Genomic DNA, 12,446 nt, shown 5'->3' on the forward strand with positions numbered 1-12,446 from the left:
CCGTATGCATCAGATGTGGGGGCGAATCCCTCACTTTCAAGCACGATTTAACGGATGGTTGGCCTACGCATCCGCCTTCGACTGGCATACACTGCGCGGCCGTTTTGCAACCGGAACCCGATAGACATGAAAAACCCATCCCCAGCCCGTGCCTGCGGCATCGACTTTGGCACGTCCAACTCCACCGTCGGCTGGATCCGCCCCGGCGAGGAGACGCTTATCGCGCTGGAGGACGACAAGATCACGTTGCCGTCGGTGGTGTTCTTCAACTTCGAGGAGCGCCGCCCGGTGTACGGTCGACTGGCGCTGCACGAATACCTGGAAAACTACGAAGGCCGGCTGATGCGCTCGCTCAAGAGCCTGCTGGGTTCCAAGTTGATCAAGCACGACACCAGCGTGCTCGGCACGGCCATGCCCTTCACCGACCTGCTGGCGCTGTTTATCGGCCAGCTCAAAAGCCGCGCTGAAACCACCGCCGGCCGCGAGTTCGAAGAAGTGGTGTTGGGCCGCCCGGTGTTCTTCGTCGATGACGACCCGATGGCCGACCAGGAAGCCGAAAATACCCTGGTCGACGTGGCGCGCAAGATCGGCTTCAAGGACATCTCGTTCCAGTATGAGCCAATCGCTGCGGCCTTCGACTACGAGTCCACCATCGAAAAAGAAGAGCTGGTACTGATCGTCGACATCGGCGGTGGTACGTCCGACTTCTCGCTGGTGCGCCTGTCCCCGGACCGCCGCCACAATGACAACCGCCACGACGACATCCTCGCCACCGGCGGCGTGCACATCGGCGGTACCGACTTCGACAAGCAACTCTCGCTGGCCGGCATGATGCCGCTGTTCGGCTACGGCAGCCGCATGAAAAGCGGTGCATATATGCCGACCAGCCACCACATGAACCTGGCCACCTGGCACACGATCAACTCGGTGTACTCGCAAAAATCCCAGCTGGCCCTGGGCAGCATGCGCTACGACATCGAAGACACCGGCGGGATCGACCGCCTGTTCAAGCTGATCGAACAGCGCGCCGGGCACTGGCTGGCGATGGAAGTGGAAGAAACCAAGATCCAGCTGACCCACGAAGACAGCCGCCACGTGCTGCTGGACCGGGTTGAACCCGGGTTGAGCGTGGACCTGAGCCGCACACTCTTCGAGTCCGCGATTGATGGCTTGCTGGAGCGCGTGCGCAACAGCGTCACTAAGTTGCTGACCGATGCGTCGGTAGAAGTGGCGCAGGTGGACACGGTGTTCTTCACCGGGGGTTCCAGCGGTATTCCGGCACTGCGCCACAGCATTTCGGCGATGTTGCCGAATGCGCGGCACGTGGAAGGGAATATCTTCGGCAGCATCGGCAGTGGTTTGGCGATTGAAGCGAGCAAGCGCTACGGCAGCTGACCTGCCCCAATCTCACCAACACTGAAAATCAAATGTGGGAGCGGGCTTGCTCGCGATAGCGGAGTGTCAGTCGAAGTAAGTATCGACTGAACCACCGCCTTCGCGAGCAAGCCCGCTCCCACTTTTTTGAACGGTGAATACCTGAACACAGCCTAGCGGTGATAGATCGCCCACAAGCCAAGCAACGTCAGGCACCACATGACCGCGCCCAGCACGATCACCAGGTAGTTCCACAAGTTGAAGCGAGCGTTGCTCTGCCCCTCTGGGTCACCTGCCGCAAAATTGATCAGGCCTTGGCCTTGTTGAAGGATGTAGGCACACAGAGGCACCGCCAGGATCGCCAGGGGTTTATAGGCTAACCAGGTATCGATCCGGCCAGCCGCCATTTCGAAAAGCCGGGCACCGACTGTTACCACGACGAACACCGTCGCCCATTGCTCGAAGTCAAAATCGAATTTTCGACCGCTGCGGGCAACGCGATCATCGGCCCGGCGATACAACTGATGAATAAAGAAGATAAAGAAAATGGCCCGCGCCAACGGCCAGATATCCAGCTGATTGGCCTTCTTGTACAAGCTCCAGTTTTTATACGACCAAATGTAGGTGTACAGCCCGAAACTGAGCAGGCTCAGCACCAGCAGCTTGGTTTTGGAAATGACATAAAACTCGGCAGACGCCTTAACCGTCTCGGTCAACTCCGCCGTTGGCGGAGCATAGATATTTTCGTTCAATGCGGACCTCCCCTAATTCCCTTTAAGTTCAGGTTATTGCGTCAAACCATCCCACCGAGCTTCAGCTCACTCTTCAAATACGCATAATAAATCGGCCCTGCCACCACGCCCGGCAGACCGAATGCGGCTTCAAACACCAGCATCGCCAGCAACAATTCCCACGACTTGGCACTGATTTGCCCGCCCACGATGCGCGCGTTGAGGAAGTACTCGACCTTGTGAATCACGATCAAATACCCCAACGCCGCCACCGCCACCCAGATCGACAGCGACAACGCAACGATGGTGATCAGCGTGTTGGACATCAGGTTGCCAATCACCGGCAGCAGGCCGAGCAGGAAGGTCAGCACGATCAGGGTTTTGGTCAGCGGCAGGTGAATCCCGCACAACGGCAGCACCACCGCGAGGAAAATCGCCGTGAACATGGTGTTGAGCGCGGCAATCTTGATTTGGGCGAAGACAATGTTGCGAAACGCCTGGACCAGCAAGTGCAGGCGGTCGAACAAGGCGGCGGCCAGGGGCTTGCGCTTGGTCAGGTCGGGCACGCGCTGCAGCGCGATGATGGCGCCGAGCACCATGCCGATCAGCAGCGTGACGAACATGTGGGCGGCGTCTTTGCCGACCAGTTGCAGCTCGCTCAGGTGTTTGCTCAGCCAGTCGCCGATGGCCACGCGAAACTCGGCGGCGCTGGCAGGCAGGTAGGCGTCGAGGAACGGCGGCAACTGGCCGCGCGCGCGGTCGACCACGCCCATGAATTTATCGAGGGAAGCCCCGGGGTTTTCCGCTTCGTGGAGCAGGAAGCTGATGGCGCCGGCGAAAATCAGGGCCAGCACGCTGACGATCAAGGTGCCGAGCAATGCCACCGCCAGCCAACGCGCGCGCCGGCCTTCGATCAGCCGTTGCAACTGCGGGGTGAGCATATTGACCAGCTCATACACCAGCAAGCCGGCCAGCAGGCTGGGCAGCAGCTTGAGCGGCAGAACCAGCAACAACCCACCGAAAATGATGACGCAACTGACCAGCAATAACACGTGACGCTGAGAAAACGTTGGCATACAGCCTCAAAACGAACGGCGTTAAAGGATGGGCAGTCTGCCAGCCTTGAGGGAATCAAGCGAGAGGTCTGATATTGCGAACACCGTCAGTGTGGGAGCGGGCTTGCTCGCGAAAGCGGTCGTTCAGTCACTGATGTGTTGAATGACCCACCGCTTTCGCGAGCAAGCCCGCTCCCACAGGGGATTCGCGTTATCAGCTTCCTTTGAGGCAAGTGCTCATAAAGGTCTTACGCGCATCGCCGGTCAACGCCTTGGTTTTCGCCGTGGCATTGCAGTCTTTCATTTTCTGCTGCTGTGGGGTCAGGGTCTTGGCGTCGTTGGCGGCAGGCGCCGACAGGCAGGTCTTCATGAACGCCTTGCGGTCATCGCCTTTGAGCGTCTTGGTGGTGGCTTCAGCATTGCAGGTGGTCATTTTATTTTGCTGGGCGGTAGCGGCGAAGCCTTGGGAACACAGCAGCAGGCCCATCATCAACAACGGAATACGCAGCATCTTCATGGAGTTTTCTCCCTGTTACCGTGCCGAAAGGGCACGGCCTACGCAGCAGTGTAGTCAAAACCTGTTACATGTCAGCGGACGCGAATGTTCGACCGGCGGTACTGCTCCGGGGTGCAGCCCGCGTGGCGCTGGAACATGGCGATGAAGGCTGAGGCGGTGCTGTAACCCAAGTCAAAGGCCACATGCTGCACACTGTGCTCGCTGTCGAGGGCCTCGATGGCGGCGAGGTAACGCAGGCGCTGGCGCCATTCGCCGAAGCTCATGCCCAGCTCCCGCACAAATTGCCGGGCCAGGGTGCGTTCGCTCACATGCACTTGCTCCGCCCATTGCGCCAATGGGCGATTGTCGCCGGGCTCGGCCTGCATGCCTTCGAGCACACTGAGCAGCCCGGGGTGACGCGCGTAAGGCAGGAAGCAATCGTGGATCGGCGCTTGCTTGAGTTGGTCCACCAGCACTTGGGCCAGGCGGATATCCGCCTCGGTTTGCGGGATGTTGACATCGCGCAGGGCAAAGTCGCCAAGAATCGCCTTGAGAATCTCGCTGATGGCCAAGGTGCAAGGCGCCTGTGGCAGTTGCTCGCAGAGTTGCGGGGCAAGGCCCACCGAGCGATAGACAATTGCCTGGGCGTTGTAGGAGCTGTGCTCGGTGTTCGGCGGGATCCACACTGCGTACTGCGGCGGCGACATAAAGCGGCTGCCGGCCACTTCCATGCGCATCACGCCGCTGGCCGAGTAGTCCAGCGAACCCCAGAAGTGCCGGTGCGGCGTGCACTCGGTATCAGGCGCGAAATCGGAGTAACGGAAGTAGACCGGGCTCGGCAGGCGCGGGAAATCCGCGAGGCGTACGGTGTGTCTGGGCATATTGTCTGGATACAAAGGTCGTTTGTCTGGATCGCAGTATAGGCTTCGATCCAGACAGGGGATAATCCTGCCTCATCAACACACTTGGTTTCTTTCGATGCAATTTGCGTATCCCCTGCTGGCCATCTTTATCTGGGCCGGCAATACCGTGGTCAACAAATTGGCCGTGGGCACGATCTTCCCCGCTGAAATCGGCTTTTACCGCTGGTTGCTGGCAGCGCTGCTGTTTACCCCGTTCATGCTCAAGCCGGTGATTGCCCATTGGCCGCTGATTCGCCCGAACCTGGGCAAGATCTTCATCCTCGGCGTGCTCGGCATGGCCGTGTATCAAAGCCTGGCCTACTACGCCGCGACCCTGACCTCGGCCACCAACATGGGCATCATCCTCTCGCTGATGCCGTTGATGGCGCTGACCGCCGCCATCATCAGCCTCGGCCAGCGCCTGACCTTTGGCGCACTGACCGGCGCGGTGCTGTCGTTCGCCGGCGTGGTGGTGGTGGTGTCGGCCGGCAGCCTGGGCGCGTTGCTGCAACACGGGGTCAACCTGGGCGACGGCATGATGCTGATCGCCACCCTGGCCTACGCGGTCTACAGCACTTTGCTGAAGAAATGGCAGCTGCGCCTGCCGCCGCTGGTATTGCTGTATTTGCAGGTGCTGGTGGCCGTGGTGGTGCTGTTTCCGCTGTTCCTGTTCTCGACCAAAGCAGGCCTGGGCTGGGCGAATATTCCGCTGGTGTTGTACGCCTGCTTGCTGGCGTCGATGCTCGCGCCGCTGGCGTGGATGCACTCGGTGAAGACCCTGGGGCCAAGCCGCACCACGCTGTTTTTCAACCTGCTGCCGCTGATTACCGCGCTGATTGCGGCGGCGGTGTTGAAGGAAGAGCTGGCGATGTATCACTTGGTGGGTGGCTTGCTGACGTTAGGCGGGGTGATTTTGTCGGAGCGCTGGACTACGCCGGTTCGCCGTCAGGTCAGTGTTGCCTGATAGGCCGCCTTCGCGAGCAAGCCCGCTCCCACATTCGATCACATTCCAAATGTGAAACTCGGTCGAATGTGGGAGCGGGCTTGCTCGCGAAGAACGATAACGCGGTGAACCTGCTAAACCCCCGCAGCCTTCAGCCTTTTCGCATGCTCTACAAACAACCGAATCGGCTCCGCCCCCTTGCCCACCAGCCCGAAGGACTGGTTGACGATATCGAAGTGATCCAAGGGGTAGTCATCACCAATCACCACCCCCAGATGCGAGCTATAGCGCCCGACCATACCGTCGCATTGGCCCTTTTCGCGCACAAAACTGCGGGCGAACAGCCGGCAACTGCGGTTCGTGCCGTCCAGCAGGTTGCGCCCGCGATCAGTCTTGCCCGGCTGCAAGGTGCCGGACCATGAGTAATAGCGCACACCGTTGGCCACTTCGGCGCCCTGCCCGCCCCACGTATCGGGCAGGCCCTGAGGGTATTGGCGGTTGAACAGGGCCACGCCTTCGCTGGTCAGGGAATGATGGGATGCCTTTAGATCAGCCTTGAAGCGCGGCCCGCGATAGCCGGTTTCCAGCAGGCTCATCATCCCTGCGACTAAATGAAACACCGCGCTCACGACTCGGCCTTTCCAACTGTCTGCGGGGTAATGGAGCTGGAAGTAATCCGCCAATTCCGAGCCATGATTGGGCCCTGCCACTGACGTCACCGAAGCCACCCACTCCGGGCGCCTGGCCGCCGCGTAACGCGCCGTCAGCGAGCCCTGGCTATGGCCGAGCAGGTTGACCTTGTCGGCGCCTGTTTCCCGGCGAATCCGCTCAATCTGCGCCAGCAACTGCTCACCGCGCACCTCGCTGGAATCCAGCGGCGCCACCTGCACGGGAAACACCTGTGCCCCACCCGCGCGCAACGCCGGGACAATCCCGTACCAATACGGGAACAACCCCAAGCGTACGAAGCCCAGCATGCCGGGCACCAGCACCAGAGGGTAACGCGTGGCTAACAACTGCGACATGAGGCGAACGTCCTTGATCAAGTCAGGATGAAGGCAGGCTAACCCAATCCGGCGACGAGCAGATGACACGTTCGGGCAAATCCAATAAAACTTTTTGCCCCGCCCGAGACTCACAACTTGGAGCGATCACGCCGGCAGAGCGTGGCGCAAACCGGATTAGCACCAGGAGATTGAGATGACTGAAGCACATTTGACTGACGTTGCGACCCTGCGCTCACGCGCCCGCCAGAACGTCGAAAACGGCGCCGTGACGGAAGGCTATGACGCCGACCGCGAGGAAATCATCCGCCTGCTCAACGCATCGCTGGCCACTGAGCTGGTCTGCGTGTTGCGCTACAAGCGCCACTACTTCATGGCCAACGGCCTGAAAGCCAGCGTCGCCGCCGATGAATTCCTCGAGCACGCGACCCAGGAAGCCGAGCATGCCGACAAACTGGCCGAGCGCATCGTGCAACTGGGCGGCGAGCCGGAGTTCAACCCCGACCTGCTGTCGAAGAACTCCCACGCGCAATACGTGGCCGGCAAGAACTTGAAGGAAATGGTCTACGAAGACCTGGTGGCCGAGCGGATCGCGGTGGACAGCTATCGCGAAATCATCCAATACATCGGCGACAAAGACCCGACCACGCGTCGCATCTTCGAAGAAATCCTGGCCCAGGAAGAAGAACACGCCGACGACATGGCGGATATTCTGCAGGACCTGTAAGCCGTAACACTGCAAGACCCATATGGGAGCGGGCTTGCCCGCGATAGCTATCGAACAGTCAGTGTATTTGTCGACTGTTACTCCGCTATCGCAGGCAAGCCCGCTCCCACATTTTTTGTTTGCGGTTTCGTCAGTTACTTTTCACGGTCTTCGGCGCCTTGCCTTCCCTCATCTGCTGCAACAGCGGTGCACACTGGTTCGGCTCATCGCCACTCGGTGCCACCAGCGCCAGCAACCCGGCTGCCGGGCCGGCGATCACACCCAGCGCGACCATGCCTGCCCCACGCAGCATCAGCGGCACCGCTTTCACACCCGCATTGGGCTTGATAAACGGGCCGTTGACGTACAGCGGCGAACGCAGGGAAAACAGGCGAAAGCCTTTGGACTCGGGCGTGATTGTCAGGTCGAGCTGTTCGGTCGCCATGTTTGCGGTGCCATCGATGTAGATGATCGCGTTCTCGGTATCGAACACAAACAGGCGAGTGGTCGCCAGGCCGGTCTTGATGCCGAAGTCCGCGGCCGCGCAGTTGATCTTCACTTCTTTGTCGCCGAACAGGCGGCCCACCACATAGTTGCCCACGTTGAGCCCGGCGATTTCCATCAGGCCACGGCTGATCGCGCCGTCGTTGATGAGCATTTTCAGGTCACCGTTGGAGGAGCCCAATAAGGCCGCCACGGAGTTGCCGCGCCCGGAAACATCGGCATCGCCGTTGAGTTCACCAAAGCTGGTTTTCATCGGTTCAAACGTTGGGAACAGCTGCTTGAGCTTGAAGTTACGCGCGGTGAGTTTTGCGCGGCCTTCCATCGGTGTGATGCGGCCGTTCAGGCGAATCTGTGCATCCAGCTTGCCCCCAGCGACCCCAAAGCGCAGGGGTTCCAGGCTCAGCTCGCCGTCAGTGAGGACCAAGTGGGTATAGAGGTCTGTGAACGGCAATTCGGCACTGTGCACGATGCGTTTGCCGGTGAATTCCACATCGGCGTCCATGTCGCGCCAGCGCTCGGTGCGGAACTCTTCCACCGGCAGCACCTTGGTCGCCGGTTGTTTGCTTTCACCGCCACGGGCTTTCTGCTTGGAATTGGAGTCGGCACCGATCAACGGGGCAAGGTCGGTCATCAGCAATTGGTTGGAGACCAGTTTGCCGCTGAGCTTGGGCCGAGGCTGACTGGCGACATAGCTCAGGTCGCCGTGGATATCACTGTTGCCGATCTTGCCGTTGAAGTTTTCATAGGTGAATGACGCGCCACTGGCTTCATGCAACTTGGCGATCAGGTGACCATCGGTGGAATAGGCCGGCGAGTCTGGCAGCGTCACGCCGGTCAGTGGGTAGAGGTTACCCAGGCTGGAGCCGGCGAGTTTCAGCCGCAGGTCCAGGGCGCCAAGGTTCAGCGGGTCGGTCAGAGTGCCGGCGAGGGCAACGCTGGTGTCGGCGATTTTCACCTGGGCTTGCAGCGGGAACGGCTTGGCCGCGTCCTGCAAGGCGAGCAGGCCGCCGATTTTGCCGGTGCCGTCGAGCTTCTGACCGTGATATTGGCCTTTGACCTTGAGGCTGAACGCATAGTCCTGAGGCGCCGAACCTTTCTCGAGGGCCTTCTTGGCGTCGGCGTCGCCGACGATCTCGCCGAACGGAATAGGCTTGCCCAGCAGGTCAATGATCACATCCAGCTGGGTGTTGAGCGTTTGGTCGTCGAGCGTCACATGGCCTTTGTCGAAACCGATAGCGCCGATGTCCACCACCCAACTGGAAGGTTCAGCGTTGGGGTCTTTGGGGTCGAACTTGAAAGTCCAGTTGGCGCGACCATCGGCCAGGCGCTGCAAGTCGGCACTCGGCTCAGTGAGGTCAATACGCGGGATGACCACACGCTGCGCCAGCAGCGCCAACGGAGAAATGCGCAGTTCTACGCGCTTGAGCGTGACCATCTGTGGTTTTTTCGACCAATCCGGGTTGCCCAGGGTCAGGTCCTCGGCAATCACGTGCGGCCAGGGCACCCAGGCGCGCCAGCCACCTTCATCCGCCTCACGTGCCCACGCCACCGCCAGGTTGCCATTGATGGCAAAGGGGCGATGCAACTCTTCGGAGACCTTGGCATTGAGCGGCGGCTTGATGCGGTTCCAGTCGAAAAACACCAGCACCAATACCACCACGGCGATTAACAGAACGAAGCTGGCGCAGCTCCAAGCGAGAATTTTACGAGTGCGCGTCATTGCACAGGACTCCTGATTACGACTGAGGGTGCGCGCTGCCGCGCACCTTTTGACTACAGCTTATATGGCTACGACTGACAAATGATCTGGGGGTTTAGCCCGAGTACGAATTCATCGCAAAAAAAGCGACTCGTCCTACAGCCTGAGGCGACTGAACCATCAACAATGCACCGGTGTTACCCATGAACGGGTCGAAAATACCCACCATGGTGCAAAACCGCGGGCTTGAGAGGTGCGTTCTAGAGCCTCCGCAGGGAACAATCAATTCTGTTGATTATTACCATTGTGTTTATGAACTTTTATATCGACTTATCGAGAGTAGCATTAGCCCTGTACCCACTTTATCGCCCTCCTAAGGAGCAACCCTCATGAAACGCCAATTACTCGCTACTGTTCTGCTGTCTGTCCTGGCTTCCAGCGCTTTTGCCCTGCCAGCCGCTGAACAAGCCACCCCACAGAACAAAGCCCAAGCCGTGCAGTCCAGCCAAACCCTGGCGCGCAGCGGTTCGCAAGAAGACGAAAACCGTGACTACGCCAAAGGCGCTGTTGCAGAAAATGGCTCGGATCACGCCAACAAACGTGCTTACGCCGAAGGCGTTGTCGAAGGTGGCCGTGATCGCCTGGAACAGAAAGGCCTGGTAGAAGGCGGTGCTGAACAAGCCAACGACCGCGCTTACACCCAAGGTGTTGCCGAAGGCGGTGCTGACCGTCTGCAAGAACTGCATCAAGCACAGAGCTAAGCCCGTGCTGGCCCAGAAAAAAGCCCGATCGGCCGATCGGGCTTTTGCTTTTATATAGACCCCGTCACGCTCAGCCCCCGCCAAGTTCGACGCCGATGAAGCTGTTTTGCTAGAGTGCGTCGCTGTACTTGCCGACAAAGCCCGCCCGCCGATGCTGCCCCGCGCCGAACAGAAGCAACAGACCCGCCTCGCCTTGATGGACGCAGCCCGCCATCTGATGGAGTGTGGCCGTGGGTTTGGCAGCCTGAGCCTGCGCGAAGTGGCCAAGACCGCCGGGATCGTGCCGACCGGGTTCTATCGTCATTTTGACGACATGGACCAGCTTGGGCTCGTGTTGGTGAGCGAAGTCGGCCAGACCTTTCGCGCCACCATCCGCCTGGTGCGCCACAATGAGTTCGTCATGGGCGGCATCATCGATGCGTCCGTGCGGATCTTCCTCGATGTGGTCTCGGCCAATCGCTCGCAATTCCTGTTCCTGGCCCGCGAGCAATACGGCGGTTGCCTGGCCGTGCGGCAAGCCATCGGCGCGCTGCGCGAAGACATCACCAGCGACTTGGCGGCAGACCTCATGCGGATGCCCAAGCTCCAGCACCTGGATGCCGAAGGTCTGCACGTGATGGCCGACCTGATCGTCAAGAGCGTGTTCGCCACCCTGCCCGATATCATCGACCCTCCCGCCCATGCGCTGCCTGCTCACCTCACGCCGCAGGCGAAAATCACCCAGCAATTGCGCTTTATCTTTATCGGCCTCAAACATTGGCAAGGGCTGGGCAGTACCGAGTAAGCCCATCAGCCTGGCGTGCGGAAGTCCGAATCCTGCCTCCCATAGGCCAAATCCCTGAAAACGCCAGCACGAAAGAGATGAAAGAAACTTCATACATAAGGTGGCGGATCTCAACGCAAAACGCCCACATCCAGTGCTATAAATCCCATTACGCACCAAATTGAAACACGACCGGAATGAGCGAATGCCCTATTCGGTGGCATGACGGTGCCTGCTTACAGGGTTTTCCTACTCACGGGTGTGATTGGCAAGCCCCTTGCTCTACCTCTCTCATCGCTCATAGCTGGAAGCCTTCTGATGCTGGTGATCCACCGCCGAATCGCCCCCCAAGCCCTCTGGGCTGCCGAACTGCTGCTGAACTTCGAAGCGCGCAGTAAAAGCCGCCTGCGCTGTTTCAGTGCCGATGGCGAAGATGTCGGCCTGTTTTTGGAGCGCGGCCAGCCGCCGCTGCACGATGGGGAATTCCTACACGCTGAAGACGGACGTGTCGTACGCGTCTGTGCTCGCCCTGAACAACTGCTGCACGTCACCTGCAGCAACGCGTTTGAGCTGACCCGCGCGGCTTATCACCTCGGTAACCGCCATGTGGCCCTGCAAGTTGGCGACGGCTGGCTTCGCCTGCTCGATGACTACGTGCTCAAGGCCATGCTCGAACAATTGGGCGCCCACACCGAAACCATTGAAGCACCGTTCCAACCGGAACACGGCGCCTATGGCGGTGGCCATCATCATTCACGTCACGGTGATGAAGACTTCAATTACCCGCCCAAGCTGCATCAGTTCGGCGTACGTCTATGAACCCAGCCTGGGCGCTGTTGCGTCTGGCCAGTCCGCAACTGCCGATTGGCGGCTATAGCTATTCACAGGGCCTGGAAATGGCCGTGGAAAATGCGCGCGTCAATGACGCCGCCAGTGCGCGACGCTGGATCAGCGACCAACTGCTGCTCAACCTTGCGCGCTTCGAAGCACCGCTGTTGCTCGCCCATTGCCGCGCCGCCGCCGAACAGGATTGGCCGCGCCTGGCGCAATTGTGCCAAGAGCATCGCGCCAGCCGCGAGACCCGCGAGCTGTATCAGGAGAGCCGCCAGATGGGTTACTCCCTGCAACAACTGCTCAATGGCTTGCCGGAACTGGACGACGCCGCGCGTGCATTTCTGGAGCCATGCGCCGAACCGCACCTGGCTCTGGGCTGGGCCCTGGCAGCGCGCGCCTGGCACATCAGCCCCGACGACGCCCTCGCCGCCTGGCTATGGAGCTGGCTGGAAAACCAACTCGCCGTATTGATGAAGACGCTGCCCCTGGGCCAGCAAGCCGCCCAGCGCCTGACCAGCGAACTGCTGCCGCTGCTGCAACAAGCCCAGCAGGACGCCGGCCGACTCGACCCCAACCATTTCGGCAGCGCCGCGTTCGGCCTGTCCCTGGCGTGCATGGCCCACGAGCGCCAGTACAGCCGACTGTTCCGTTCCTAAGCCCTTTATCTGGAGAAG

At 60.0% G+C, this 12,446-nt stretch carries 13 protein-coding genes; 7 read left to right on the plus strand and 6 right to left on the minus strand.

Going from position 1 to position 12,446, the window contains the following annotated elements; translation table 11 throughout:
- Positions 1 to 126 precede the first annotated feature (126 nt).
- Entirely contained in the window at positions 127 to 1,395 is a 1,269-nt protein-coding gene (locus ACLBW8_RS11110) for an Hsp70 family protein (RefSeq protein ID WP_064450449.1), read from the plus strand.
- Positions 1,396 to 1,547: 152 nt separating this feature from the next.
- Here the strand turns inward: ACLBW8_RS11110 and ACLBW8_RS11115 are convergent, their stop codons facing one another.
- The 4 genes from ACLBW8_RS11115 to ACLBW8_RS11130 form a co-directional block, all read right to left on the minus strand.
- Complete coding sequence (locus ACLBW8_RS11115; RefSeq protein WP_447805369.1) at positions 1,548 to 2,126, minus strand: hypothetical protein; 579 nt, start codon at positions 2,124 to 2,126, stop codon at positions 1,548 to 1,550.
- A 41-nt stretch (positions 2,127 to 2,167) separates the two neighbouring features.
- Positions 2,168 to 3,181 (minus strand): AI-2E family transporter, encoded by a 1,014-nt coding sequence (locus ACLBW8_RS11120; RefSeq protein ID WP_064450447.1) that lies wholly within the window; start codon positions 3,179 to 3,181, stop codon positions 2,168 to 2,170.
- A 193-nt stretch (positions 3,182 to 3,374) separates the two neighbouring features.
- Positions 3,375 to 3,677: a PsiF family protein gene (locus ACLBW8_RS11125; RefSeq protein ID WP_447805370.1), complete on the minus strand. Its 303-nt coding sequence runs from the start codon at positions 3,675 to 3,677 to the stop codon at positions 3,375 to 3,377.
- A gap of 71 nt (positions 3,678 to 3,748) precedes the next feature.
- The gene (locus ACLBW8_RS11130) at positions 3,749 to 4,537 is read right to left on the minus strand and encodes an AraC family transcriptional regulator (protein WP_447805371.1); all 789 of its coding nucleotides are present in this window, start codon (positions 4,535 to 4,537) and stop codon (positions 3,749 to 3,751) included.
- A gap of 97 nt (positions 4,538 to 4,634) precedes the next feature.
- Here ACLBW8_RS11130 and ACLBW8_RS11135 point away from each other — a divergent pair, with 97 nt between their 5' ends.
- Positions 4,635 to 5,522 (plus strand): DMT family transporter, encoded by an 888-nt coding sequence (locus ACLBW8_RS11135; protein ID WP_221293792.1) that lies wholly within the window; start codon positions 4,635 to 4,637, stop codon positions 5,520 to 5,522.
- Between the two features lie 113 nt (positions 5,523 to 5,635).
- Here ACLBW8_RS11135 and ACLBW8_RS11140 read toward each other — a convergent pair whose 3' ends face one another.
- On the minus strand, positions 5,636 to 6,526 hold the full coding sequence (locus ACLBW8_RS11140) for an esterase/lipase family protein (protein ID WP_447805372.1): 891 nt from the start codon (positions 6,524 to 6,526) through the stop codon (positions 5,636 to 5,638).
- 175 nt (positions 6,527 to 6,701) lie between these two features.
- Here ACLBW8_RS11140 and ACLBW8_RS11145 point away from each other — a divergent pair, with 175 nt between their 5' ends.
- Positions 6,702 to 7,232 (plus strand): ferritin-like domain-containing protein, encoded by a 531-nt coding sequence (locus ACLBW8_RS11145; RefSeq protein ID WP_064450443.1) that lies wholly within the window; start codon positions 6,702 to 6,704, stop codon positions 7,230 to 7,232.
- 130 nt (positions 7,233 to 7,362) lie between these two features.
- On the opposite strand, the gene ACLBW8_RS11150 is transcribed toward ACLBW8_RS11145, so the two are convergent.
- Positions 7,363 to 9,435, minus strand: coding sequence for an AsmA family protein (locus ACLBW8_RS11150; protein WP_447805373.1), 2,073 nt, complete (start codon positions 9,433 to 9,435; stop codon positions 7,363 to 7,365).
- Positions 9,436 to 9,803: 368 nt separating this feature from the next.
- Between ACLBW8_RS11150 and ACLBW8_RS11155 the strand changes: the two genes are divergently transcribed.
- From ACLBW8_RS11155 to ACLBW8_RS11170, 4 genes are all read left to right on the plus strand, one after another.
- Positions 9,804 to 10,175 carry a hypothetical protein gene (locus ACLBW8_RS11155; protein ID WP_064450441.1) on the plus strand — a complete coding sequence of 124 codons (372 nt, stop codon included), beginning with the start codon at positions 9,804 to 9,806 and terminating at the stop codon, positions 10,173 to 10,175.
- Positions 10,176 to 10,326: 151 nt separating this feature from the next.
- Positions 10,327 to 10,959 (plus strand): TetR family transcriptional regulator, encoded by a 633-nt coding sequence (locus tag ACLBW8_RS11160; RefSeq protein WP_447805374.1) that lies wholly within the window; start codon positions 10,327 to 10,329, stop codon positions 10,957 to 10,959.
- Between the two features lie 297 nt (positions 10,960 to 11,256).
- Positions 11,257 to 11,757 carry an urease accessory protein UreE gene (gene ureE, locus ACLBW8_RS11165; protein ID WP_064450439.1) on the plus strand — a complete coding sequence of 167 codons (501 nt, stop codon included), beginning with the start codon at positions 11,257 to 11,259 and terminating at the stop codon, positions 11,755 to 11,757.
- Complete coding sequence (locus tag ACLBW8_RS11170; protein WP_432751186.1) at positions 11,754 to 12,428, plus strand: urease accessory protein UreF; 675 nt, start codon at positions 11,754 to 11,756, stop codon at positions 12,426 to 12,428. The genes ureE and ACLBW8_RS11170 overlap by 4 nt, the downstream gene beginning before the upstream one ends.
- Positions 12,429 to 12,446: the final 18 nt, after the last annotated feature.

This window comes from Pseudomonas sp. M5A4_2d (genome assembly GCF_053345295.1).

Excerpts from the sequence above, each read along its gene's own strand:
- ACLBW8_RS11160 (WP_447805374.1), top strand. The coding sequence starts at position 10,327 with ATGCTGCCCCGCGCCGAACAGAAGCAACAGACCCGCCTCGCCTTGATG.
- ACLBW8_RS11170 (WP_432751186.1), top strand. The coding sequence starts at position 11,754 with ATGAACCCAGCCTGGGCGCTGTTGCGTCTGGCCAGTCCGCAACTGCCG.
- ACLBW8_RS11130 (WP_447805371.1), bottom strand. The coding sequence starts at position 4,537 with ATGCCCAGACACACCGTACGCCTCGCGGATTTCCCGCGCCTGCCGAGC.
- ACLBW8_RS11145 (WP_064450443.1), top strand. The coding sequence starts at position 6,702 with ATGACTGAAGCACATTTGACTGACGTTGCGACCCTGCGCTCACGCGCC.
- ACLBW8_RS11150 (WP_447805373.1), bottom strand. The coding sequence starts at position 9,435 with ATGACGCGCACTCGTAAAATTCTCGCTTGGAGCTGCGCCAGCTTCGTT.
- ACLBW8_RS11155 (WP_064450441.1), top strand. The coding sequence starts at position 9,804 with ATGAAACGCCAATTACTCGCTACTGTTCTGCTGTCTGTCCTGGCTTCC.
- ACLBW8_RS11135 (WP_221293792.1), top strand. The coding sequence starts at position 4,635 with ATGCAATTTGCGTATCCCCTGCTGGCCATCTTTATCTGGGCCGGCAAT.
- ACLBW8_RS11110 (WP_064450449.1), top strand. The coding sequence starts at position 127 with ATGAAAAACCCATCCCCAGCCCGTGCCTGCGGCATCGACTTTGGCACG.
- ACLBW8_RS11140 (WP_447805372.1), bottom strand. The coding sequence starts at position 6,526 with ATGTCGCAGTTGTTAGCCACGCGTTACCCTCTGGTGCTGGTGCCCGGC.
- ureE (WP_064450439.1), top strand. The coding sequence starts at position 11,257 with ATGCTGGTGATCCACCGCCGAATCGCCCCCCAAGCCCTCTGGGCTGCC.
- ACLBW8_RS11120 (WP_064450447.1), bottom strand. The coding sequence starts at position 3,181 with ATGCCAACGTTTTCTCAGCGTCACGTGTTATTGCTGGTCAGTTGCGTC.
- ACLBW8_RS11125 (WP_447805370.1), bottom strand. The coding sequence starts at position 3,677 with ATGAAGATGCTGCGTATTCCGTTGTTGATGATGGGCCTGCTGCTGTGT.